The sequence below is a fragment of the Anaeromyxobacter paludicola genome, assembly GCF_023169965.1.
Taxonomy (GTDB): domain Bacteria; phylum Myxococcota; class Myxococcia; order Myxococcales; family Anaeromyxobacteraceae; genus Anaeromyxobacter_B; species Anaeromyxobacter_B paludicola.
In genome coordinates, this window is the sequence record NZ_AP025592.1 from 402,916 (window position 1) to 424,695 (window position 21,780).

20 protein-coding genes are annotated in these 21,780 nt (G+C 75.3%); 15 read left to right on the top strand and 5 right to left on the bottom strand.

Translation table 11 applies throughout. The features are described 5' to 3' along the window. Positions 1-6: 6 nt before the first annotated feature. Entirely contained in the window at positions 7-1,227 is a 1,221-nt protein-coding gene (coaBC, locus tag AMPC_RS01860) for a bifunctional phosphopantothenoylcysteine decarboxylase/phosphopantothenate--cysteine ligase CoaBC (RefSeq protein WP_248343850.1), read from the top strand. Positions 1,228-1,346: 119 nt separating this feature from the next. Here the strand turns inward: coaBC and AMPC_RS01865 are convergent, their stop codons facing one another. Next, positions 1,347-2,300 (bottom strand): zinc dependent phospholipase C family protein, encoded by a 954-nt coding sequence (locus AMPC_RS01865; protein ID WP_248343851.1) that lies wholly within the window; start codon positions 2,298-2,300, stop codon positions 1,347-1,349. Between the two features lie 359 nt (positions 2,301-2,659). Between AMPC_RS01865 and AMPC_RS01870 the strand changes: the two genes are divergently transcribed. Genes AMPC_RS01870 through AMPC_RS01880 form a run of 3 tightly spaced genes read left to right on the top strand, consistent with a single transcriptional unit; the run spans position 2,660 to position 5,443 of the window. Continuing rightward, positions 2,660-3,265: a uracil-DNA glycosylase gene (locus AMPC_RS01870; RefSeq protein ID WP_318654310.1), complete on the top strand. Its 606-nt coding sequence runs from the start codon at positions 2,660-2,662 to the stop codon at positions 3,263-3,265. Between the two features lie 2 nt (positions 3,266-3,267). Next, complete coding sequence (locus tag AMPC_RS01875; protein ID WP_248343852.1) at positions 3,268-4,644, top strand: NfeD family protein; 1,377 nt, start codon at positions 3,268-3,270, stop codon at positions 4,642-4,644. Positions 4,645-4,681: 37 nt separating this feature from the next. After that, complete coding sequence (locus tag AMPC_RS01880) at positions 4,682-5,443, top strand: slipin family protein (protein WP_248343853.1); 762 nt, start codon at positions 4,682-4,684, stop codon at positions 5,441-5,443. Positions 5,444-5,523: 80 nt separating this feature from the next. On the opposite strand, the gene AMPC_RS01885 is transcribed toward AMPC_RS01880, so the two are convergent. Beyond that, complete coding sequence (locus tag AMPC_RS01885; protein ID WP_248343854.1) at positions 5,524-6,435, bottom strand: isoaspartyl peptidase/L-asparaginase family protein; 912 nt, start codon at positions 6,433-6,435, stop codon at positions 5,524-5,526. 118 nt (positions 6,436-6,553) lie between these two features. On the opposite strand from AMPC_RS01885, the gene AMPC_RS01890 reads away from it, so the two are divergent. The 6 genes from AMPC_RS01890 to AMPC_RS01915 are packed head-to-tail and all read left to right on the top strand — an operon-like array spanning position 6,554 to position 11,577. Beyond that, complete coding sequence (locus AMPC_RS01890) at positions 6,554-7,735, top strand: acetyl-CoA C-acyltransferase (protein ID WP_248343855.1); 1,182 nt, start codon at positions 6,554-6,556, stop codon at positions 7,733-7,735. 3 nt (positions 7,736-7,738) lie between these two features. Then, positions 7,739-8,440 carry a CoA transferase subunit A gene (locus AMPC_RS01895; RefSeq protein ID WP_248343856.1) on the top strand — a complete coding sequence of 234 codons (702 nt, stop codon included), beginning with the start codon at positions 7,739-7,741 and terminating at the stop codon, positions 8,438-8,440. Between the two features lie 4 nt (positions 8,441-8,444). Beyond that, positions 8,445-9,101 (top strand): 3-oxoacid CoA-transferase subunit B, encoded by a 657-nt coding sequence (locus tag AMPC_RS01900; RefSeq protein WP_248343857.1) that lies wholly within the window; start codon positions 8,445-8,447, stop codon positions 9,099-9,101. Then, positions 9,098-9,874, top strand: a complete 777-nt coding sequence (locus tag AMPC_RS01905) for an SAM hydrolase/SAM-dependent halogenase family protein (RefSeq protein WP_248343858.1) — start codon at positions 9,098-9,100, stop codon at positions 9,872-9,874. Before AMPC_RS01900 ends, AMPC_RS01905 begins: the two co-directional genes overlap by 4 nt. A 23-nt stretch (positions 9,875-9,897) precedes the next feature. Then, positions 9,898-10,260: a TIGR02266 family protein gene (locus tag AMPC_RS01910; RefSeq protein ID WP_248343859.1), complete on the top strand. Its 363-nt coding sequence runs from the start codon at positions 9,898-9,900 to the stop codon at positions 10,258-10,260. Between the two features lie 9 nt (positions 10,261-10,269). Then, a complete protein-coding gene (locus AMPC_RS01915; RefSeq protein WP_248343860.1) occupies positions 10,270-11,577 on the top strand; it encodes a class I SAM-dependent RNA methyltransferase in 1,308 nt (435 codons plus the stop codon). A 4-nt stretch (positions 11,578-11,581) separates the two neighbouring features. Here AMPC_RS01915 and AMPC_RS01920 read toward each other — a convergent pair whose 3' ends face one another. Together AMPC_RS01920 and AMPC_RS01925 are read right to left on the bottom strand one after the other, a co-directional pair. After that, the gene (locus tag AMPC_RS01920; RefSeq protein ID WP_248343861.1) at positions 11,582-12,835 is read right to left on the bottom strand and encodes a M48 family metallopeptidase; all 1,254 of its coding nucleotides are present in this window, start codon (positions 12,833-12,835) and stop codon (positions 11,582-11,584) included. Positions 12,836-12,904: 69 nt separating this feature from the next. Then, on the bottom strand, positions 12,905-14,455 hold the full coding sequence (locus AMPC_RS01925; protein ID WP_248343862.1) for an ATP-binding cassette domain-containing protein: 1,551 nt from the start codon (positions 14,453-14,455) through the stop codon (positions 12,905-12,907). Between the two features lie 61 nt (positions 14,456-14,516). Between AMPC_RS01925 and AMPC_RS01930 the strand changes: the two genes are divergently transcribed. The 5 genes from AMPC_RS01930 to AMPC_RS01950 all read left to right on the top strand — a co-directional run bounded on the left by AMPC_RS01930 (position 14,517) and on the right by AMPC_RS01950 (position 19,103). After that, entirely contained in the window at positions 14,517-15,914 is a 1,398-nt protein-coding gene (locus AMPC_RS01930; RefSeq protein ID WP_248343863.1) for a VWA domain-containing protein, read from the top strand. 35 nt (positions 15,915-15,949) lie between these two features. After that, the gene (gene miaB, locus AMPC_RS01935) at positions 15,950-17,293 is read left to right on the top strand and encodes a tRNA (N6-isopentenyl adenosine(37)-C2)-methylthiotransferase MiaB (RefSeq protein ID WP_248343864.1); all 1,344 of its coding nucleotides are present in this window, start codon (positions 15,950-15,952) and stop codon (positions 17,291-17,293) included. A 63-nt stretch (positions 17,294-17,356) separates the two neighbouring features. Next, the gene (locus AMPC_RS01940) at positions 17,357-17,887 is read left to right on the top strand and encodes a gamma carbonic anhydrase family protein (protein ID WP_248343865.1); all 531 of its coding nucleotides are present in this window, start codon (positions 17,357-17,359) and stop codon (positions 17,885-17,887) included. Then, positions 17,884-18,345, top strand: a complete 462-nt coding sequence (locus tag AMPC_RS01945) for a cyclic nucleotide-binding domain-containing protein (protein ID WP_248343866.1) — start codon at positions 17,884-17,886, stop codon at positions 18,343-18,345. Before AMPC_RS01940 ends, AMPC_RS01945 begins: the two co-directional genes overlap by 4 nt. Before the next feature lie 68 nt (positions 18,346-18,413). Next, on the top strand, positions 18,414-19,103 hold the full coding sequence (locus AMPC_RS01950) for a DedA family protein (protein ID WP_248343867.1): 690 nt from the start codon (positions 18,414-18,416) through the stop codon (positions 19,101-19,103). 171 nt (positions 19,104-19,274) lie between these two features. On the opposite strand, the gene AMPC_RS01955 is transcribed toward AMPC_RS01950, so the two are convergent. Continuing rightward, positions 19,275-21,707 (bottom strand): TIGR02266 family protein, encoded by a 2,433-nt coding sequence (locus AMPC_RS01955; RefSeq protein WP_248343868.1) that lies wholly within the window; start codon positions 21,705-21,707, stop codon positions 19,275-19,277. Positions 21,708-21,780: the final 73 nt, after the last annotated feature.

Here is a 21,780-nt window from a genome sequence, read left to right on the forward strand (position 1 = left end):
GCCGCCATGAGCTTCCGGGACCGGACGGTGGTGCTGGGCGTCGGCGGCGGGATCGCGGCCTACAAGGCGTGCGAGCTGGCGCGCCTGGTGGTGAAGGGCGGCGGGCGGGTGCGCGTCGCCATGACGCCGGCCGCGACCCGCTTCGTGGGGCCGCTCACCTTCCAGGCCATCTCCGGCGCGACGGTCGCGACCGACCTCCTCGACCCGGAGCAGGAGCGGTCGTACGGCCACCTCGCGCTGGCCCGGCAGGCGGACCTGTTCGTGGTGGCGCCCGCCACCGCCGACCTCATCGCCCGGCTGCGCGCCGGGATGGGCGACGACGCGGTGACGACGAGCGCGCTCGCCATGACCTGCCCGGTGCTCGTCGCCCCCGCCATGAACACGCGGATGTGGGGCAACGCAGCGGTGCAGGAGAACCTCGCCGCGCTGCGGGCGCGCGGCTGGCACGTCGTCGGGCCCGGGGCGGGGGAGCTCGCCGACGGCGACGTGGGGGAGGGGCGGCTCGCCGAGCCGGCCGAGATCGCCGCCGCGGCGGAGCGGCTGCTCGGGCGGCGCGACCTCGAGGGGCGCCGGGTGGTCGTGACCGCCGGGCCGACCCGCGAGCCCATCGACCCGGTCCGCTTCGTCTCCAACCCCTCCACCGGCAAGATGGGCTACGCGATCGCGCGGGCCGCCCGGCGCCGTGGCGCCGAGGTGGTGCTGGTCTCGGGTCCGGTGTCGCTCGAGCCGCCGCCCGGCGTGAAGGTGGTGCGGGTGGGCGCCGCCGAGGAGCTCGCCCGCGCCCTGCTCGCCGAGGTGGACGCGGCCGACCTCGTCGTCGCCGCCGCGGCGGTCTCCGACTACCGGCCGAAGCGCCCCTCGGACCGCAAGCTCAAGAAGAGCGACGGGGAGGAGTCGATCGTCTTCACGCGCACCCCGGACGCGCTCCTGGCCGCCGGCGAGCGGTTCGCGGGGCGGGCCGGGGCGCCGGTGCTGGTCGGCTTCGCCGCCGAGACCGAGGACCTCGTCGAGAACGCCCGCGGCAAGCTCGCGCGCAAGCGGCTCGACCTGGTGGTGGCGAACCAGGTGGGCGCGCCCGGCGCCGGCTTCGGCGGCGACCGGAACGCCGTGCTCCTGGTCGAGGCCGCGGGGACGCCGCGCGAGGTGGCGGGCACGAAGGACGAGGTGGCCGAGGCGATCCTCGACCGCGCGGTCGAGCTGCTCGGCGCGAAGCGGCCGCGGGGCTGACGGCCCCCTCCCTGTCCCTCCCCCGCTCCGCGGGAGAGGGGAAGAGGTCGGTCGGGTGAGCTCAGCGGCGCTCCCTCCCCGCCGGGCGGGGAGGGCGGGGGAGGGGCGGCCAGCGGCGTCTAGGCCGCGAGCCTCGCCAGGCTGGGCGGCAGCACCAGCTTGCCGTGGATCGCCTTGCGGAAGCTCTCGCGCGTCTCCTCGGCCATGAGGTGCGCGTCGGAGCGCGGCAGCCCCGGGCGCCCGGCGCGGAGCTTGAGCTGCTTGCGCAGCTCCTGGGCCATCCGGATGTTCCTCGCCCCGGTGGCGTCGGCGGTGGCGGCGCGGCAGCGCTCTCCCTCGGCGAGGAGCCCCAGGATCGCCTGCACGGCGAGCTCGTCGGTCTCGGTGACCAGGTCGGGCTCGAGCAGGAGGCTGCGCTCCGGGGCGAGGGCGAGCCGCGAGAGCTCCTGGAACCGCTCGGTCCGCGCGCTCGCGAGGAGCGAGCCGAACAGCTTCTTCGAGACCGCGAACGGCAGCACCGAGGCCGGGCCGAGCGCCCGCTTCAGGAAGGCGTCGTGGCCGCGGTACGGCCGCGCCGACACCCGGCGCGCCAGCCGGGAGAGCGCGAGGTCCATGCGCTGGTCGTAGCGGAGCTCCCAGTAGGCGTGGCGGGTGCGCGCCTTGTGGAACGAGTAGACCGTCTTGTAGGGGACGAAGTAGTTGTGGGCGACGGTGTCGGCCGAGAGGTGGGCGAGGAAGCCGAGCGAGAAGGCCTTCTCCGACGGGTCGCGGGCCTGCTTCAGCACGCTGAAGCCGACCCGCCAGTTGTGGCAGTGGTAGACGTAGCGGGCGAGGTTCTTGCCGACGACGATGTCGGCGGCGAGGGAGCCGTAGAGGAACTCGTTCCCGAAGTCCTGGAGCAGGCCCCGCACGGAGGGCTGGGCCACCGCCAGGTTGGCGAGCGCCTGGGCCGAGAAGTTGAGGTGCGCCAGCGGGCCCCAGGCGAGGGCCGGGCTGGGCGCGAGGAGGACGGCGAGCGCCACCGAGGCGAGGGCGAGGAGCGAGAGGGCGCGGAGGACGCGAGCGCTGCGCATGTGGTACCGATTGTAGGAGCCGGGCGCTGGCGACCGCAACGCCACCTGCCCCGCGCGGGAAAGAGAAGGACGGGTCGAACTTGAGCACGGTGAACAGGCCAGATGGGGACAGCCTTCCGGAGCTGGCGCTCGAGGCGCTCCGGCAGCTGGAGTGGCTGCGGGAGAGCGGCGAGCGCGAGGTGCCGAGGGGGCGTCCGGTCGCCCGGCCGGCTGCCGTCGCGGCGGCCGGCGCGGCTCCCCGAGCGCAGCCGCGGACGCCGCTGGCCGCCCCTCCCCAGCCCTCCCCACCCGGTGGGGAGGGGGCGCCTCGAGGTGCTCGGGAGGAGACCTCTCCGTCCGCAGGCGCGCCGCAGGCGCCATTGGCCCCGCCGGCCTACGCGCTCACCGACAAGGGGTGCGGCTCGCCGGCGCTGGTCGGGATCCGCGGCGACGTCGGCGAGTGCGCGCGGTGCAAGCTCGGCGCGACCCGCACCCGGCTCGTCTTCGGCGTCGGCAACCCGGACGCGGACCTCATGTTCGTGGGCGAGGGGCCGGGCGCCGACGAGGACCTGCAGGGCGAGCCCTTCGTCGGCAAGGCGGGGCAGCTCCTCACGAAGATGATCGAGGCCATGGGCTTCGCGCGCGGCGACGTCTACATCGCCAACGTGGTGAAGTGCCGGCCGCCCGGGAACCGGAACCCGGAGCCGGACGAGATCGAGGCCTGCGAGCCGTTTCTCAAGGCCCAGATCGCGGCGGTGAGGCCGAAGGTGATCGTGGCGCTCGGCAAGTTCGCGGTGGCGACGCTGCTCCGGGACCCCACCCCCATCAGCAAGGTGCGCGGCCAGTGGCGGAGCTACGAGGGCGTGAAGCTCATGCCCACCTTCCACCCCGCCTACCTGCTGCGCAGCCCCCAGGAGAAGGGGAAGGCCTGGGAGGATCTGAAGCTCGTGATGAGGGAGTTCGGCAAGGTTCCGCCGGGGAGGTAGCCATGCGGAGGGCCCGCGTCGCCACGTTCGCGCTGCTCGCCGCCGCGGGGGCGGCGCTGGCGGCGTCCCCGCCCGCGGCGGCCCCCGCGCCCGAGTCGGCGCGGCCGCGCGTCGTCACCCTGGCCCTCTCCGAGCCGATCACCGCCGGCTCGGCCGAGTACCTCGAGGCGGGCCTCGCCCGCGCCAAGCAGGAGGGGGCGGCGCTGGTGGCGGTCACGCTCGACACGCCGGGCGGCGCGCTCGAGGCCACGCGGGAGATGGTCCAGGCGATGCTCGCCTCCGAGGTGCCGGTGGCCGTCTGGGTGGGCCCGGCCGGCGCGCGGGCCGGCTCGGCCGGCGTGTTCCTCACGCTCGCGGCGCAGGTGGCCGCCATGCACCCGGCCTCGAACATCGGCGCGGCCCACCCGGTCACCGGGGGCGGCGGCGACGTGGAGAAGGAGGCCGGCAAGGACATGGCGAAGAAGGTGGAGAACGACACCGCCGCCTTCGCCCGCTCCATCGCCCTCGCCCGCGGCCGGAACGCCGAGTGGGCCGAGAAGGCGGTCCGGCAGAGCGTCTCGATCACCGCCGAGGAGGCGCTCCGGCTGAAGGTGGTGGACGCCGTCCTGCCCGACCTGCCCGCGGTGGTGGCCTTCGCCGACGGGCGCCGGGTGGAGGTGGCCGGGAAGCCGCGCGTCCTAAAGACCCGCGGCGCCACGCTCGAGCCGCTCGAGAAGACGGTGCGCCAGCGCACGCTCTCCTTCCTCGCCGACCCGAACGTCGCGGCGATGCTGATGCTCATCGGGATGCTCGGTCTCGGGCTCGAGCTCTACCACCCGGGCTCGATCGTGCCCGGCGTGATCGGCGCCTTCTGCCTGTTCCTGGCCTTCCTCGCCGCGCGGGTGATCCCGGTGAACGCCGGGGCGGTGGTGCTGCTCCTCGCCGGCGCGGCGCTGCTGGTGCTCGAGGCCTACACGCCCAACCACGGCGTGGCCGCCGCGGTGGGCGTCGCCTGCGTGGCGGTGGGGACCCTGCTCTTCATCGACAAGGGCTCCCCCGACTACCGCTTCGACCCGGCCGCCTTCTCGCTCTCGCCGCTCGTGGTCTGGCCGACCCCGCTCGCGGTCTGCGGCCTCATGCTCTTCGTGGCCTGGAAGGTGGTCCGCTCGCGGCGCGAGCGGCTCCAGGCCGGGGCGCCGGGGCTCGTCGGCGAGCGCGGGGAGGCCCTCTCGGAGGTCGGCCCGGGCGGGGGCGAGGTCTTCGTCCACGGCGAGTACTGGCGGGCCTTCGCCGCCGCGCCGCTGCCACGCGGGGCGCGCGTCCGGGTGGTGGCCGTGGACGGGCTGCGCCTCACGGTGGTGGCCGACGCGGGCGCGGACGGGTTAGAACAGGTGCGGTAGCGATTCACCCAAGGTTCACGCTCGCAGGAGGCGCACCATGCAGTCGCTCGGCTTGCTCGTCCCCATCGGCCTCGTGGTCGCCTGGTTCGTCTCCGGGCTCCGCATCATCAACGAGTACGAGCAGGGGGTGGTGCTGCGGCTCGGGCGCTACGTGGGGCTCCGCACCGCGGGGCTCAAGTGGATCGTCCCGTTCGTGGACAAGATGATCGTCATCGACATGCGCGTCACCGCCGAGCAGGTGCCGCCGCAGGACGTCATCACCCGCGACAACGTCTCGGTGAAGGTGTCGGCGGTCATCTACTTCCGGGTGCTGCAGGCGGAGCGCGCCTTCCTGCAGGTGACCGACTTCCTCTTCGCCACGAGCCAGATGGCCCAGACCACGCTCCGCTCGGTGCTGGGCCAGCTCGAGATGGACGACCTCCTCTCGCAGCGCGAGAAGATCAACCGACAGCTGCAGGAGATCATCGACCGGCACACCGAGCCCTGGGGCGTGAAGGTGACCGCCGTCGAGGTGAAGCAGGTGGACCTGCCGGAGGAGATGCGCCGGGCCATGGCCAAGCAGGCCGAGGCGGAGCGCGAGCGCCGGTCCAAGATCATCGCCGCCGAGGGCGAGTTCCAGGCCGCCGAGAAGCTGGGCCAGGCGGCCGACGTCATCACCCGCAGCCCGGGCGCGCTGCAGCTGCGCTACATGCAGACCCTGGTCGAGATCGCGACCGAGAAGAACTCCACCATCCTCTTCCCGCTCCCCATCGAGCTCGTGAAGCCCTTCCTGCAGATGGCGGAGAAGGGGGAGAAGTAGCGGCGGAGGCATGAGCGCGGTGACGCGTCGCCCTCCCTCTCCCGCGCCAGCGGGGGAGGGCCGGGGAGGGGGCGCGCCGGCTACAGCTCCGCGACGATCGTCCCGTCGGGCAGGGAGTAGGCCCGGCTCATGATCGGGGTGTTGAAGGCGAAGCCGGCGGGGCCGTTCGGGCCGAGGATGATGAGGCCGCCCTCGCCGTCGAGCCGCTCCCCGACCTCGTGGATGGCGAGCTGCGCCGCCTCGGCCGCCGTGGCGCCCTTGCCGACGAGGTCGGCGGCGTGGCGCGCGACCGTGAGCTGGATGAACCGCTCGCCGTGGCCGGTGCCCGAGACGGCGGCGAGCCGGTCGTCGGCGTAGGTGCCGGCGCCGATGAGCGGCGTGTCGCCGACCCGTCCCGGGAGCTTCATCGCCATGCCGCCGGTCGAGGTGGCGGCGGCGAGGTGCCCGGCGCGATCCCGCGCCACCGCGCCCACGGTGCCGGTCTTGGTGCCGGGGGCGCCGAGCTTCGCCGAGGCCTCCCAGCGAGCCCGCTGCGCGGCGGTGCGGAGGGCGGCGTTCTCCACCGCCGGGATCCCCACGTCGCGCGCGAAGCGCGAGGCGCCGGGCCCGGCGAGGAGCACGTGGCTCGACCGCTCCATCACGAGCCGGGCCAGCGACACCGGGTTCTTCACGTCCTTCACCGCGGCGACCGCGCCGCAGCGCAGGGTGGCGCCGTCCATGATGGCGGCGTCGAGCTCCGCGTCGCCGTCGGCGTTGAGGGCGGCGCCGGTGCCGGCGTTGTAGGTCGGGTCGTCCTCCAGGATCCGGACCGCCGCCTCGACGGCCACGAGGGCGCTCCCGCCCTGGGCCAGGATCCGGTACCCCTCCTCGGCGGCGCGGCGCACCCCGACGAGGCGCGGGGCGTCCGGGGCACCCGAGGAGGCCGGGTCGTCGGCGCCGAGGTTCCCGGCCCCTCCGTGGACGATGATGGCGGGCGCGCGGTGGTTCTGCATCGGAGGATCTCCCGGGCTGGTGAGGCGGGGGTCTTATACCTTGAGGCGCCCGGACCGGACCATTATGTTCCCGCACCGGCGGTGGGGGATCGCCGCACAGATCGCGAGGGGTGCGCACATGGCTGGTCGCGAGGTGGTGATCGTCGGCGCGGCGCGGACGCCGATCGGCTCTTTCCTGGGGACGCTCGCGAGCGTCCCCGCGCCCCGGCTCGGCGCGGTGGCGATCCGGGCCGCGGTGTCGCGCGCCGGGATCGACCCCGAGGCGGTGGGGCTCGTGGTCATGGGCAACGTGCTCCAGGCCGGCGTGGGCCAGGCGCCCGCCCGGCAGGCGGCGCTCTTCGCCGGCCTCCCCGACCGCACCCCCTGCGTCACGCTCAACAAGGTCTGCGGCTCCGGGCTCGAGGCGGTGATCACCGCCGCCCGGGCCATCGCGCTCGGCGAGCTCGACGTCGCCGTCGCGGGCGGCATGGAGTCGATGAGCAACGCGCCCTACTACGCGCGCCAGCTCCGGACCGGCGCGCGCATGGGCAACGTGGAGCTCGTGGACGGGATGGTCCTCGACGGCCTCACCGACGCCTACGACCAGACGCACATGGGGCTCTGCGCCGAGGGCTGCGCCGCCACCTACGGCTTCGGGCGCGCGGCGCAGGACGCGTACGCGCTCGAGTCCACCCGCCGGGCGCAGGCGGCCCAGGCCGCGGGCGCGTTCCGGGCCGAGATCGCGCCGGTGGAGCTCGAGGGCCGCAAGGGCGAGAAGGTGGTGGTCTCGGAGGACGAGGGGCCGAAGAACGCCCGCCCCGACAAGATCCCGGGGCTGAAGCCGGTCTTCAAGAAGGACGGCACCGTCACCGCCGCCAACGCCTCCTCGATCAACGACGGCGCCGCCGCGGTGGTGCTCATGAGCGCCGAGCGGGCCGCGCGCGAGGGGCGCGAGGTGCTGGGGCGGATCCGCGCCTGGGGCGGCGCGGCGCGCAAGCCGTCCGAGTTCACCGTGGCCCCGGCCGACGCGGTGAAGGCCACGCTCTCCCGGGCCGGCCTCGCGACGGGCGACGTCGAGCTCTGGGAGGTGAACGAGGCCTTCGCGGTGGTGGCGCTCGCCAACAACCAGCTCCTCGGCCTCGACGCGAAGGACGTGAACGTGCGCGGCGGCGCGGTGGTGCTCGGGCACCCCATCGGCGCCTCCGGGGCCCGGATCCTGGTGACGCTGCTGTACGCCATGAAGGATCTCGGGAAGAAGCGCGGCCTCGCCAGCCTGTGCATCGGCGGCGGGGAGGCGGTGGCGCTCGTCGTCGAGAGGTGAGCCGTGAACAAGCTCGTCGAGTCGGCCGACGCGGCGGTGGCGGACGTCCGCGACGGCGCCACGCTGCTCGTGGGCGGCTTCGGCCTCTGCGGGAACCCGGAGAACCTCATCGCCGCGATCCACCGCAAGGGCGTGAAGGATCTCACCATCGTCTCGAACAACTGCGGCACCACCGAGCAGGGGCTCGGGGTGCTGCTCCAGGCCAGGCAGGTGCGGAAGATGGTCTCGTCCTACGTGGGCGAGAACAAGGAGTTCGAGCGGCAGTTCCTCTCCGGCGAGCTCGAGGTGGAGCTCGTGCCGCAGGGCACGCTCGCCGAGCGGCTCCGCGCCGGGGGCGCCGGCATCCCCGGCTTCTACACCGCCACCGGGGTGGGCACGCAGGTGGCCGAGGGGAAGGAGGTCCGGACCTTCGACGGCCGCGAGTACCTCCTCGAGCGGGCCATCGTCGGCGACTTCGCCCTCGTGAAGGCCTGGAAGGCAGATGCCTGGGGGAACCTCGTCTTCCGCAAGACGGCGCGCAACTTCAACCCGATGATGTGCGGCGCCGGGAAGGTCTGCGTCGTCGAGGCGGAGGAGCTCGTGCCGGTGGGCGGGCTCGATCCCGACCGGATCCACGTCCCCTCGATCTACGTGAAGCGGCTGGTGCAGGGGCGCGGCTACGTGAAGCCCATCGAGCGGCGCACCGTGCGTCCGAGGGGAGGGTAGGCGCATGGCGCTCACGCGGGAGCAGATCGCGCGGCGGGTGGCGCGGGAGCTGCGCGACGGGTTCTACGTGAACCTCGGCATCGGCATGCCCACCCTGGTCTCCAACTTCGTGCCGCCCGGCGTGGAGGTGGTGCTCCAGTCCGAGAACGGCATGCTCGGCGTCGGCCCCTATCCCTGGGCCGGCGAGGAGGACCCGGACCTCATCAACGCCGGGAAGGAGACGGTCACCGAGATCCCCGGCACCGCCTACTTCTCCTCCGCCGAGTCGTTCGCCATGATCCGCGGCGGCCACATCGACCTCGCCATCCTGGGCGCGCTCGAGGTGTCGGAGGAGGGCGACCTCGCGAACTGGCTCGTGCCGGGGAAGATGGTGAAGGGGATGGGCGGCGGGATGGACCTCGTGGCCGGGGCCAGGCGGGTGATCGTCACCATGGAGCACGCCACCAAGGACGGCCGGCCCAAGATCCTGCGGCGCTGCGCGCTGCCGCTCACCGGCAAGCGCTGCGTCTCGGCCATCTGCACCGACCACGCCTTCCTCGAGGTGACGCCCGAGGGGCTGCTGGTGCGCGAGCTCGCCCCGGGCGTCACGCTCGAGCAGGTGCAGGCGATCACCGAGCCGCGGCTCCGCGCCGCGCCCGACCTCGGGGTGATGGCGGCGTGAGCCCGCCCATCGTCACCTTCCTCACCGACTTCGGCGCCGGGTCCGGCTACCCGGCGCAGATGAAGGGCGTCGTCCTGCAGCGGCTCCCCGCGGCGCAGCTCGTGGACCTCTCGCACGAGGTGCCGCACTTCGACGTGCTCGCGGGGGCGCTGCTGCTCGAGGCCTGCGCGCCGCGCTTCCCGCTCGCGGCCGTCCACTGCGCGGTGGTCGATCCCGGGGTCGGCACCGAGCGGCGCGCGCTCTGCGTGGTCGATCCGGAGGGGCGCCGGCTGGTCGGCCCCGACAACGGGCTCTTCACGCCCTTCCTCGGCGAGGGGGCCCGCGCCTTCGCGCTGGAGGACCCGCGCCACGTGCCCGCCCCCGAGAGCGCCACCTTCCACGGGCGCGACCTGTTCGCGCCGGTGGCCGCCTTCCTGGCCGGGGGCGGCGATCCCGAGTGGCTCGGCCCGCGGGTCGAGGCGCCGGTCCGGCTCCGCTGGCCCGCGGCGGCGCGGGAGGGGGCGACGCTCCGGGGCGAGTGCCTCGCCGCCGATCCGTTCGGGAACCTCGTCACGAGCGTCCGGGCGTCCGATCTCGAGGGCCGCCCGGTCCACGAGGCGCGCGTCGAGGGGCGCCCGGCCCGCTTCGTCCGGACCTTCGGCGAGGGGCGGCCGGGGGAGCTCCTCGTGCTCGTCGGCAGCGGCGGGCGCGTGGAGGTGGCGGTCCGCGAGGAGAGCGCGGCGGCGCGCTTCGGCCTCGCCCGCGGGGCGCCGGTCGTCCTCGCCCTCGGCTGATCCGCCTGCTACACTCGGCTCGCGTGCCCCGCGAACCCGCGACGAACAAGCGCCTCTCGCCCCGGCTCCACCACGAGCTGCCGGTGAGCTACCGGACCGTCGGCAGCTTCCTCTCCGACTGGGCGACCGACATCAGCCGCGGCGGCCTGTTCATCAACACCCGCAAGCCGCTGCCGGTCGGCACCGCCGTCCGCGTCCTCGTCCAGCTCCCCCAGCGTGAGCGGCCCATCGACCTCGGCGGCCGGGTGACCCGCGTGGCCGAGGTGGGCAACGCGGTCAACACCGCGCCCGGCATGGCGGTGGAGTTCACCGACCTCGACGGCGCCAGGCGGCGCGAGCTCGAGGAGCTGGTGGACCGGCTGCGGACCGTCCTCGATCCCGACTAGCTTCCTCTCGTGAAGCTCGAGCTCGACATCGACGACCTCGCGCCGGGCGGCGAGGCGGTGGGGCGCGGTCCCGCAGGGCGCCCGATCTACGTCCCGTTCGCCGCGCCGGGCGACCGGGTCCAGGTCGAGGTGCCGGCCGGCGAGGGGCCGGGCCACGCCGAGCTCCTGCGCGTGCTCCGGCCCGGCGCCGCGCGCGCCGCGCCGCCCTGCCGTCACTTCGGGCCGGCCGCGGAAGGGGAGGCCGCCGAGTGCGGCGGCTGCGAGTGGCTCCACGTGGACTACGCGCGGCAGCTCGACGCGAAGGCCCGGAGCTTCGCCGAGACGCTGCGCCGCATCGGCCGGCTCGAGCCCGGCAGCTTCCCGCTCCTGCCCATCGTCCCCTCGCCCCGGCCGCTCCGCTACCGCTGCCGGGCGAAGCTCCACTTCGACCGGGCCAGCGGGCGGCTCGCCTTCTTCCGGCGCCGCTCCCACGCCCCCGTGCCGCTCGCCGAGTGCCACCTGCTCGCGCCGGGGCTCGACGCGCTGCGCGAGGCGCTCGGGCCGGCGCTCGGCCAGGCCCGCCTCGCGCCGCGCGAGGTGATGCTCGAGTGGTCGGACGCGGAGGGGCGGGGGGCGGCGGCGCTCCTCCTCCCCGAGGCGACGCCCGCGGTCGCGAGGCGGGCCGAGGGGCTGCTCCGGGCCGTGCCGGGGCTGGCCGGGCTCGTGCTCCTGCAGGAGGGGCGGCCGCCGGCGCTGCTGGGCGAGCCGGTGCTCCGCCACGCGCGCGACCCCCGCGACCCGGCCGCCGGCCTGCAGCGCTCGCGCCCCGACGTCTTCCAGCAGGCGAACCGCGGGGCGAACGCGCTCCTCGTCGAGGCGGCGCTGGCCTTGCTCCGCCCGGCCGGCGCGCGGGTGCTCGAGCTCTACTGCGGCGCGGGCAACTTCACCGCGCCCCTGGCGCGCGCCGCGGCCTCGGTCACCGCGGTCGAGGGTCTGGGGCCGTCGCTGGAGCTCGCCCGCCGCGATCTCGCGCAGGCGAAGGTCCGCTTCGTGGCCGGCGACGCCCTCGCCGTGGCGGGCGGGCTGGCGCGGGATCCGGGCGGCCCGCGCTTCGAGGCGGCGCTCCTCGACCCGCCGCGCGACGGCGCCCGCGGCGTGGGGCCGCTCCTCGCCCGGCTCGAGGTGGCCCGCGCGGTCTACGTCTCCTGCGACCCCGCCACCTTCGCCCGCGACCTGCGCGGCTGCGTGGAGGCCGGCTACCGCGTCGCCTCGGCGCAGCCGTTCGACCTCTTCCCCCAGACCCACCACGTCGAGGGGCTGGCGCTCCTGGAGCGTTAGCCGCCTACGCCGGCCTGCCGGCCTCGCCGATGGCCCGGAGCCGCTCCACCAGCGTCGGGTGCGAGTAGTGCCAGGCGCTGTACCAGGGGTGCGGGTCGAGGTTGGCGAGGTTCTCCCGGTTGAGCTTCACGAGCGCCGACGCGAGCGCGCCGGGCTCGGGCACGAGCGCCACGGCGTAGCGATCGGCCTGGTACTCGTGCCGGCGCGACAGCCAGGACGCGACCGGGGCCAGGAAGAAGGTGAAGGCGCCGCCGCCGAGCGAGAAGAGCGCTAGCGCGGCCTCGTAGGAGGGCGCGGCGAAGCCGAAGGCGCGGTAGAGCGGCGGCCAGGGGACGAGGAGGGAGAGCGCCCAGAGCGTCACCACCTGGCCGGCCACCCCGAGCGCGAGCCGCCGGTGCACGTGCCGCTTCTGGTAGTGGCCGATCTCGTGGGCCAGCACGGCGGCCGCCTCGGGCACCGTCATCTGGGCGACGAGGGTGTCGAAGAGGACGATGCGCGGGCGGAAGAAGCCGGTGAAGTAGGCGTTGCCGTGGCCGGAGCGGCGGGAGGCGTCCATCACGAAGAGCCCCCGGCTCCGGAAGCGGGCGGCGCGGGCGAGCGCCTCGAGCCGCTCCTTGAGCGGCCCCTCCGGCAGCGGCTGGAACCGGTTGAAGAGGGGCGCGATGAGGGTGGGGAAGAGCCAGACCATCAGGATCTGCACGCCGGTGAGGAAGCCGGCCAGCCAGAGCCACCAGGCGCGGCCGGTGAGGGCCATGAAGCCGTACACCGCGTAGAGGAGCGGCAGCCCGAGCGCCGCCGAGAGCAGGAGCCCCTTGGCCCGGTCCTTGAGCCAGAGCGCCGGCGTGGTCCGGTTGAAGCCGAAGCGGGCCTCGAGGACGAAGGTGCGGTAGAGCGCGAAGGGGAGCCCGGCCACCCAGAACGGCGCCGAGACCAGCACCAGGAAGGCGACGAAGCGGTGCGCCCCGGCGAGCCCCCGCGCGGCGAGCGCCTGGTGCAGCCAGGGGAGGAGCCCGGAGAGGAGCACCGCCAGCGTCAGCGCCGCCGACCACGCGCCCGAGACGAGGGCGAGCCGGCCGTTCGCGAGGGTGTAGTCGCGGCTGCGGGCGGCCGAGCCCGGGGTGACGACGCCCTGCAGCGGCGCGGGCACCGCGTCGCCGGAGCGCCGGGCGCGGCGCAGGTTGAGGAGGAGCAGGCCGGTCTCGACCGCGTACTCGGCGGCGAAGAAGGCGAGGAAGACGGCGACGACCAGGGTCGGCATGCGCGGCCGTCATAGCAGGCCGCCGCCCGGCGCGCAGCCGCGGAGGCGCGAGCGCGGCCCGGGCCTCGGCTACGCGCCCCGCGGCCCGGCGCGCCGCACCCGGCCTCCCTCGAGCTCGAGGACGTGATCGATGGAGGGGAGGAGGTCGGCGGCGTGGTGGCTCGCGAGGACGAGGTGCAGCCCGCCCTGGCAGAGCGACTCGAGGAGCGCGAGGAGGGCGGAGCGGCTCTCGGCGTCGAGCCCGTCGCAGGGCTCGTCGAGGAGGAGCAGCTCCGGGTCGCGCACCAGCGCCCGCGCCAGGAGGAGCCGGCGCAGCTCGCCGTGCGAGAGGGTCTGCACGCGCCGGTCCGCGAGGTGCGCGGCGCCGAGCCGCTCCATCCAGGCGCGCGCGGCCTCGCGCTGGGCGGGGGTGGGGGCCTCCGGGAGGCCGATGCTGCCGAAGAACCCGGAGAGCACCACCTCCTCGCCCCGCTCCTCGTAGCGGTGGCGGGCCTGCAGCTCGGGGCTCACGAGCGCCACCCGGGCCCGGAGCTCCCAGAGGCCGGTGCGCGCGGGGAGCCCGAGGCGGCGGACGCGGCCGCCGGGCATGGGCTGCTCCTCGCCCGCGAGGAGCCGGACGAGGGTGCTCTTTCCGGCGCCGTTGGGGCCGAGGACCGCCCAGTTCTCGCCGGGGAGCACGGTCCAGTCGAGCGCGTGGAGCACCGGGTGGCCGGAGACGTTCACGCTGGCGCGCTCGAGGTGGAGGAGGGGGGCGGCGACGGGGGCTTCCTGGCCGCCCCTCCACGGCCCTCCCCGCCCGAGCGGGGAGGGAGCGCAGCGAGGGGCGCTCGCGGCAGCTTCAGCGCTCGCGGCTTCACCCTCTCCCGCGCGCGGGGCAGGGCCGGGGAGGGGGTGCCCGCCGGCTTCGCCTCGCGGCAGCCCCGGCTCCCCCACCACGACCCGCAGCCTGCCGCCCTCCATCCGCGCCACCCGGGTCATCTCCGGCAGCACCTCCTCGGCGCGGTGCGTGGCCATGACCACCGGGAGCCCGCTCCGGGCCACCCGCGACACCGCCTCGAGGAACCGCCGCCGGCTCGCCGCGTCGAGCCCGTTGGCGGCCTCGTCGAGCAGGAGCGCCCGCGGGCGCGGGGCGAGGGCGCGGGCGAGCAGCACGCGCCGGGCCTCCCCGGTCGAGAGCGACAGGAAGCGCCGCGGCAGGAGCCGGTCCACCCCGAGCTCGGACGCGATCTCCACCATGCGGCGCCGCTCCTCGTCCGTGGCCGGCTCCTGGCGGTAGACGCTGTCGGTGAAGCCCGAGAGGATCACCGCGCCCGCGTCGAGGTCCCAGTCGCGCTTGTGGTAGGCCTCCTGCTGCTCCGCCGAGACCAGCGCGAGCCGCTCGCGCATGCCGATGTGGCTCTCCTGGGGCGCGCCGCCGAGGTGGTAGAGCCGGCGGCCGCCGCCCGGCGCCGGCCAGACCTCGCCCCGGAGCAGCTTGAGGAAGGTGGACTTGCCCGAGCCGTTCCGGCCCAGGATCGCCCAGCTCTCGCCGTCGCGCAGGGTGAAGGTGACCCCCTCGAGCACGCGGGCGCCCGAGAGCAGCACCGAGACGTCCTCGAGGGTGACGAGCAGCGCGGCCATGGTGCGGCGGAATCTAACCCGGAACGGCGCCGCCGGCCCCTTTCGGCTATGAGGAGGGAGCGTGGACGCCCGCCTCGCCGAGTTCGCCCGCCTCCTCCGCCAGAACGGCGTGCGCGCCTCGCCGTCGGAGCTGGCCGACGCGGTGCGGGCGGCCGCGCTCACCGGGGTGGCCGAGCGCGACGACCTGCGCGCCGCCCTGCGGGCCACGCTCGTGAAGCGCGCCGCCGACGTCCCCACCTTCGAGCGGCTCTTCGCCCTCTACTTCTCCGGGCTCGGGCGCGTCCTCGACGCCTTCGAGCGCAGCCTCGAGGAGGAGCTCTCCGCCTCGGGCCTGCTCGAGCCGGGCGAGCTCGAGATGGTCGCGGCCACCCTGCGCGCCCTCGCGCCGGAGCTCACGCCCCTCGGCCGGGCGCTCGCGGCCGGGGAGCGGGCCGCGCTGCTCCGGCTGCTCCGGACGGCGGCGCTCGAGCTCGACTTCACGCTCCTCCACCTCCCGGGCCAGGTCGGCTTCTACGGGCGGCGGCTCCTCTCGGCGGCCGGGGGCGGCGGCGTGGACGGGGACCTCGCCCGGATCGAGGAGGCGCTGCGCGCCCGCGGCCTCTCGCCGGCGGGGCTCTCGCTCGTCTCGGCGCGGCTCGCGGCGCAGCTCTCGCAGGTGGCCGACGCGGCCCGCCGCTGGGCCGAGCTCGAGCAGGAGGCGCGCAGCCGGGAGGGCGGGGCGCTCCGGCCGGACCGGCTCGCCGCGCCGAGCCGCGCGGAGCAGGAGCGGATCGAGGCCGCGGTGCGGCGGCTCGCGGAGCGGCTCCGCGCGAAGCTCGCCCTGCGGGCCCACCGCCGGCGCGGGGCGCTCGACGTCCGGCGCACGCTCCGGCGCGGGCTCGCGCTCGGCGGCTACCCCGCCCGGCCGGCCTTCCGGCGCCGGCTCCCGGAGCGGCCGGACCTGGTGGTGCTCTGCGACCTCTCCGACTCGGTGCGCCACGTCTCGCGCCTCATGCTGCTCTTCCTCCACGCCCTCCAGGGGCTCTTCGGGCGCGTGCGGACCTTCGCCTTCGTGGCCGACCTGGGCGAGGTGACCGAGGCGCTCCGCGGCGAGCGCGACCCGGCGCGGGCGGCCGACCTCGCGACGGCCGGGAAGGCGGTGAACCTGCACGGCAACTCCAACTACGGCAGGGCCCTGCGCGCCTTCCACGCCCGCTTCCGCGGGGCGGTGACCCGGCGCACCACGCTGCTCGTCATCGGCGACGGGCGGGGGAACTACCTCGACCCCGGGCTCGACGCCCTCGCCGACCTGCGCCGGCGCGCCCGGCGGGTCCTCTGGATCTGCCCGGAGGAGCGGCAGGGGTGGGGGCAGGGGGACAGCGAGATGCCGGCCTACGCCCGGGCGGTGGACCGGGTGGCGACCGTCTCCACCCTCGAGGACCTCGCCGGCGTGGCCGACGCCCTCGTGCCGCGCGGTTGACGAAGGCCCCGGCCTGCCCCTACCTTCCCGCCGCGATGAGAAAGGTCTTCGTCCACACCTTCGGCTGCCAGATGAACGAGGCCGACAGCGCCCGCATGGTGGAGCTGCTCGGCCGGCACGCCTTCACCGCCACCCCGCACCCGGAGGACGCCGACCTCATCCTCCTCAACACCTGCGCGGTGCGGGAGAAGGCGGAGCAGAAGCTCCTCTCGGCGCTCGGGCGCTACCGCGAGCACAAGGCGCGCCGGGGCGCGCTGCTCGCGGTCTCCGGCTGCGTGGCCCAGGAGCAGAAGGGGAAGCTGCTCTCGCGCGTGCCCTACCTCGACTTCGTCTTCGGGCCGGACAACATCTCCCGGCTGCCGGAGCTGGTGGAGCGGGCCGTGCAGAAGGAGCGCTTCGCCGAGACCGGCTGGATGGACTCGGAGGAGTACGTCTTCCCGGCGGCCGACCCCGAGGCGGCGCGGGGCCGGATCGGCGCCTTCGTGACGGTGATGAAGGGCTGCGACAACGTCTGCGCCTTCTGCATCGTGCCGCACACGCGCGGGCGCGAGGTGTCGCGCCCCTTCGCCGAGGTGCTCGACGAGTGCGCCGCCCTAACCGCGGTCGGCGTGCGCGAGGTCACCCTCATCGGCCAGAACGTGAACTCGTACGTGGGCGGCTGCAGCTTCGCCGAGCTGCTCCGGAAGGTGGCGGCCCTGCCCGGGATCGCGCGGATCCGCTTCACCACCAGCCACCCGCACGACCTCTCGGACGCGCTCATCGAGACCTTCCGCGACGAGCCCAAGGTGATGCCCCACTTCCACCTGCCGGTGCAGGCCGGATCGGACGAGGTGCTGCGGCGGATGCGGCGCGACTACACGGTGGAGGAGTACCTCGAGCGCCACGGCCGCCTCGAGGCGGCGCGCCCCGGCATCGCCATCACCACCGACTTCATCGTCGGCTTCCCCGGCGAGGGCGACGAGGACTTCGAGGGCTCGCTGCGGCTCCTCGAGCGGGCGCGCTTCGACAACTCCTTCAGCTTCGTCTTCAGCCCGCGCCCCAGGACCGTGGCCGCGCTCCGGCTCGGCAGCGCCCCGGAGTGGACCGAGGTGGACCGCGACCTGGCCCTGGCGCGGCTCGAGCGGCTCCAGGCGCTCCAGCGGCGGATCGCCCTCGAGAAGAACCAGGCGCTGGTCGGGAGGGAGCTCGAGGTGCTGGTGGAGGGGCCGTCGGAGGGCGATCCGGCCCGCCGCTGCGGCCGCGCGCCCGACAACCGGGTGGTGCACTTCACCGCGACCGAGGCCGAGGCGCCCGCCGCCGCGCTCGTCCCGGTCCGGGTGACGGCCGCCTTCCCGGGCTCGCTCTCCGGGGAGCGCACCGGCCCGGCGCGGCTCGCCTGACCGATACCGCGGGTGGAACCGGCGCCTTGCGGGTGCGGGGGGACCCGGTTAGCATCCCGGGCCATGGCGCGAATCCACCCGTTCAAGGGGATCTCCCCGCGGCTCCACCCGTCGGTGTTCGCGGTGGACGACGCGCTGGTGATCGGCGACGTCGAGGTGGGCGAGCAGTCCTCCCTCTGGTTCGGCGCCGTGGTGCGCGGCGACGTGAACTACATCCGCATCGGCGCGCGCACCAACGTGCAGGACCAGACGGTGATCCACGTCACCAACGGCACCCACCCGACCGTCGTCGGGGACGACGTGACGCTGGGCCACCGCGTCACCCTGCACGGCTGCACCATCCAGAGCCGCTGCCTCGTCGGGATCGGCGCGGTGGTGATGGACGGCGCCGTGGTGAGCGAGGACTCGATGGTGGGCGCGGGCTCGCTCGTGCCCCCGAGCATGGTGGTCCCCTCGGGCACCCTCGTGCTCGGCTCGCCGGCCAGGGTGAAGCGGGAGCTCACGCGCGAGGAGATCGCCTTCTTCCGGAAGTCGGCGCAGAACTACGTGGCCTACGCGGAGCAGTACCGGAAGGAAGGCTGGTCCTCCCGATGACCGTGCTCGAGTCGCTCCGGCGCTGCCTGCTCTTCAAGGACTTCACCGACACCGGCCTGCAGATCTTCGCCGCCGTGGCCCGGGAGCGCGCGGTCCCGGCCGGCACGCCGCTCTTCGTGGAGGGGATGGTGGGAGAGTCCCTCTTCATCGTCCGCTCGGGCACGGTGCGGCTCGCCCACAAGGTGTCCGGGGCGGAGCGGCCGCTCGGGACGGCGGGCGCCGGGGACCACCTCGGCGCGCTCTCGCTCCTCGCCCCCTCGCACCGGGCCTGCTCCGCCGTGGCCGAGTCCGCCTGCGAGCTCCTCGAGCTGCAGCAGGCCGACTTCGCCCGGCTCGGGCCGCAGAAGCCCCAGGCCTGCCTCAAGCTCGCGCTCGCCATCGCCGCCGATCTGGCGCGTCGGATGGCCGACGCCCGGGAGCCGCTGCGCGAGGCGCTGGAGCGCCCGCCGCGCGGCTGACGGAAGCGGTTCATCGACTCTCCGCCCGGTTTGAGGTATCGAACAGTCCGCCGGAGGAGAGCGCCCGCGTGCTGGAGCACTTCGTCGACATGCTGCGGGGCCAGTCGCTCGAGGCGAGCGCCGGCTTCGTCTTTGGCATGCTCCTCCTGTGCGGCTTCGGCCTGCCGCTCCCCGAGGACGTGGTGCTGGTCACGGGCGGCGTCCTCGCCTGGCTCGCCTCGTCGCTCGAGGAGAGCACGCTGCGCGGGATGATCTCCGACCCGTCGCTCCTCACCATGGTGGCGGTGGGGCTGGCCGGGATCGTGGCGGGGGACTCGGTCATCTACTGGATGGGCCGCCGGCTCGGCTCGCGGGTCGCCGAGATCCCCGGGCTGCGCCGGCTCGTGACGCCGGAGAAGCTCGAGCAGGTGGAGAAGCTGATGCGCCGCCGCGGCAAGGTGGTGGTGGTCATCGCCCGCTACCTGCCCGGGCTGCGCGCCCCCACCTACTTCACGGTGGGGCACTCGCGCGTCCCCTACCTCCAGTTCGTCTTCTTCGACGCGGTGGCCGCGCTGGTCTCGGCGCCGCTGTTCGTCGGCCTCGGGTTCTACTTCGGCGACGACATCGAGCTCGCCGCCCGCGCGGCGAGCCGCTTCAGCCACTACATCCTCATCGCGGTGGCGCTGGTGCTGGCCGTCGCCGCGTTCCGCTGGATGCGCCGGCGCGCCGCCCGGGCCGAGACCGCCGGCCCCGCCGAGCCGCCCATGGGCGGCCGCTAGATCTCCTCAGGACGGCCCCTCCCCAGCCCTCCCCGCCCGGCGGGGAGGGAGTGCAGCTCTCCCTCTCCCGCGTCAGCGGGGGAGGCTCGGGGAGGGAGTGCAGCTCTCCCTCTCCCGCGTCAGCGGGGGAGGGTCGGGGAGGGGGGCGGCGCAGCGCGGACCTGGGCGGTCTCACGCCGCCCGGCGGCCGAAGAGCCGGCGCAGCAGGCCCAGGAACCCGCCCCGCCGGGTCGCGGGCGCGGCGACCGGAGCCGCCTCGGGGCCGCGGGCCGGGAGCGGCAGGGCCACGGTGACGGGGACGTCCACCGGCGCGCTCGCGGCCGGCTCGGCGGGGCCGTTGGCGGCCGCGGCCGGCATCGACGGGCTCTCCGCCGCCGGCCCCTTCACCCCCAGCCGCTTGCGCGCCGCGAGCACGCCGTCGCGCATCGAGAAGCTGGTCTTCACGGTGCGGCCGGTGTGGATCTCGCGGGCGGTGACGTCGAGCAGGCACTCCGCGCCGAGCTCGAAGGTGATGCCCACCTTCACCATCCCGCGCGGCCCCTTCGGCAGGCCGGAGAGGGTGAGGGTCCCGAGGTACTCGCAGGCGTCCACCGTGGCGCCCTCGCCCTGCAGCACCACCAGCTCGAACTGGTCCTGGCCGTCGCGGGTGGTCGAGAGGCTGTACTGCTTGCGGACCGGCAGCGAGGTGTTCCGCTCGATGATGGTCTTGACGCGCCCGCCGGGCAGCCCGATCCCGATGCTCATCGGGACCACGTCCACCAGCACCGGCCCGTCCGCCGTGCCCCACGAGTCGGCGAGGAGCGCCGCGCCGAGCGCCACCGCCTCGTCGGGGTGGACGGCGCGGGAGGGCGCGCGGCCGAAGAAGGCCTCCACCTTCCGGTGCACGAGCGGCATCCGCGACTGGCCGCCGACGAGGAGCACCTCGTGCACGTCCGAGACCTGGAGCGAGCGGGCGGCGAGCACCTCGCGGCAGACCTCGATGGTCCGGTCCACGAGCGGCTCGACCAGCGCCTGGATCTCGGCGCGCGAGAGCGCGAGCTTGAGCCCCACCGGCTGGCCGTCCACGAGGGCCAGGTAGGGCAGGTCGATCTGGAAGTCCTGCCGCTCCGAGAGCGCGCACTTGGCCCGCTCCGCCGCGTCCACCATGCGCGAGAGCGCCACCCGGTCGCCGTCGAACTTGCGCCCGACCTGCTCGTGGTAGGCGGTGAGGAGCCGGTCGAGGATCCGGTGGTCGAAGTCCACGCCGCCCAGGAACGGGTCGCCGCCGGTGGAGACCACCTCGTACACGTTGTCGGAGAGCTCGAGGAGCGAGGCGTCGAAGGTGCCGCCGCCGAGGTCGTACACCAGCACGCGCTGGCGGAGCTGCTTGCCGTGGGCGTAGGCCAGGGCGGCCGCCGTCGGCTCGTTCAGGATCCGCTCCACCTTGAGCCCGGCGAGCGCGCCGGCGGCGCGGACCGCCGCGCGCTGCCGCTCGTTGTAGTAGGCGGGGACGGTGACGACCGCGCGGTTGACCTCGGCGCCGAGGTGGTTCTGGGCGACCTCCCGGACCTCCTTCAGGATGAGGGCCGAGACCTGCTCGAGCGAGAGCGTGGTGGCGCCGAGGCGGACGGCGGCGAGCCCCTCCGCGCCCGGCACGATGTCGTAGGCGAACTTCTCCCGGAGCTGCTGCACCTGCGGCGAGTCCCAGGGGCGCCCGACGAGCCGCTTCGCGCCCTGCACGGTGTGGCGCGGGTTGGTGAGGAGCTGCGCCTTCGCGAGGTGGCCCACCACGATCCGGTTGCGGGCGTTGAGCGCCACCACCGACGGGACCGTGTTGTGCCCCTCGCGAGACGGGACCACGAACGGCTTGCGATCGACCACCAGCGCGGCGCAGGAGTTGGTCGTGCCGAGGTCGATGCCGATGATCGCCTTGGACGGGCGGGCCGGCGCGGCCGGCGCCTCGGGGAGGCCGACCTCCACCGGCGCGGCGCCGCGCTGCTCGAGCTTGCCGGGGACGTGGGGGGCGGAGAGGTCGGCCTGGGCCGGCGCGGGCGGCGGCTTCGGGGGCGGCGGCGACTCGAGGGCGGGGGGCGCCTTCGGTGGCGGCGCGGCGGCGGGCGGAGCCTTCGGCGCGGGCGGCGGCTCCGCGGGGCGGCTGGCGGCCGGGGCCGGGGCGGCCCGGGCCGGGGCGGCCGGCGCTGCGGCGGTCGCGGCGGGGGCGGACGCCGGTGCGGCGGGGCGCGCGGGCGGGGCAGGGGGCTCGCCGAGGCTCGCCCAGAGCCCGCGCTTCTCGCGGACGCGCACCATCCGCTCCACGAGCTGCTGCGACTCCTCGTCGAGGGCGAGGAACTCGATCCCCATGCCCGGGTTGCGGGCCGCGCCGCCGGCCTCGGCGACCCAGCGCACGGTCCCCCGGCCGCGGACCACCTTCTCGCCCGAGCGCAGGCGGAGCTCGAAGGCGATCACCGTCGCGACGGGCCAGGTGTCGCGGGTCCGCACGAACATCCCGCCCCGCGAGATGTTCACCGCGTAGCGATCCACGAACTCGTCGGTGCTCTCGTAGGCGAGCCGGACCACCAGTCCGATCGGAACCCGATCGCCCCCACGCTTGTCGTCGGCGGACACCTGGGCATTATCGAAGGAAGGGCGGCGGAATCGCAAGAGAACGGCCGCGGGCGCGGGGCCATGCGGCCCGGCG

Coding starts and splice junctions, on each gene's coding strand:
- AMPC_RS01945 (WP_248343866.1), top strand. CDS start 17,884: ATGACCGTGCTCGAGTCGCTCCGGCGCTGCCTGCTCTTCAAGGACTTC.
- AMPC_RS01900 (WP_248343857.1), top strand. CDS start 8,445: ATGGCGCTCACGCGGGAGCAGATCGCGCGGCGGGTGGCGCGGGAGCTG.
- AMPC_RS01925 (WP_248343862.1), bottom strand. CDS start 14,455: ATGGCCGCGCTGCTCGTCACCCTCGAGGACGTCTCGGTGCTGCTCTCG.
- AMPC_RS01875 (WP_248343852.1), top strand. CDS start 3,268: ATGCGGAGGGCCCGCGTCGCCACGTTCGCGCTGCTCGCCGCCGCGGGG.
- AMPC_RS01940 (WP_248343865.1), top strand. CDS start 17,357: ATGGCGCGAATCCACCCGTTCAAGGGGATCTCCCCGCGGCTCCACCCG.
- coaBC (WP_248343850.1), top strand. CDS start 7: ATGAGCTTCCGGGACCGGACGGTGGTGCTGGGCGTCGGCGGCGGGATC.
- AMPC_RS01920 (WP_248343861.1), bottom strand. CDS start 12,835: ATGCCGACCCTGGTCGTCGCCGTCTTCCTCGCCTTCTTCGCCGCCGAG.
- AMPC_RS01890 (WP_248343855.1), top strand. CDS start 6,554: ATGGCTGGTCGCGAGGTGGTGATCGTCGGCGCGGCGCGGACGCCGATC.
- AMPC_RS01885 (WP_248343854.1), bottom strand. CDS start 6,435: ATGCAGAACCACCGCGCGCCCGCCATCATCGTCCACGGAGGGGCCGGG.
- miaB (WP_248343864.1), top strand. CDS start 15,950: ATGAGAAAGGTCTTCGTCCACACCTTCGGCTGCCAGATGAACGAGGCC.
- AMPC_RS01880 (WP_248343853.1), top strand. CDS start 4,682: ATGCAGTCGCTCGGCTTGCTCGTCCCCATCGGCCTCGTGGTCGCCTGG.
- AMPC_RS01865 (WP_248343851.1), bottom strand. CDS start 2,300: ATGCGCAGCGCTCGCGTCCTCCGCGCCCTCTCGCTCCTCGCCCTCGCC.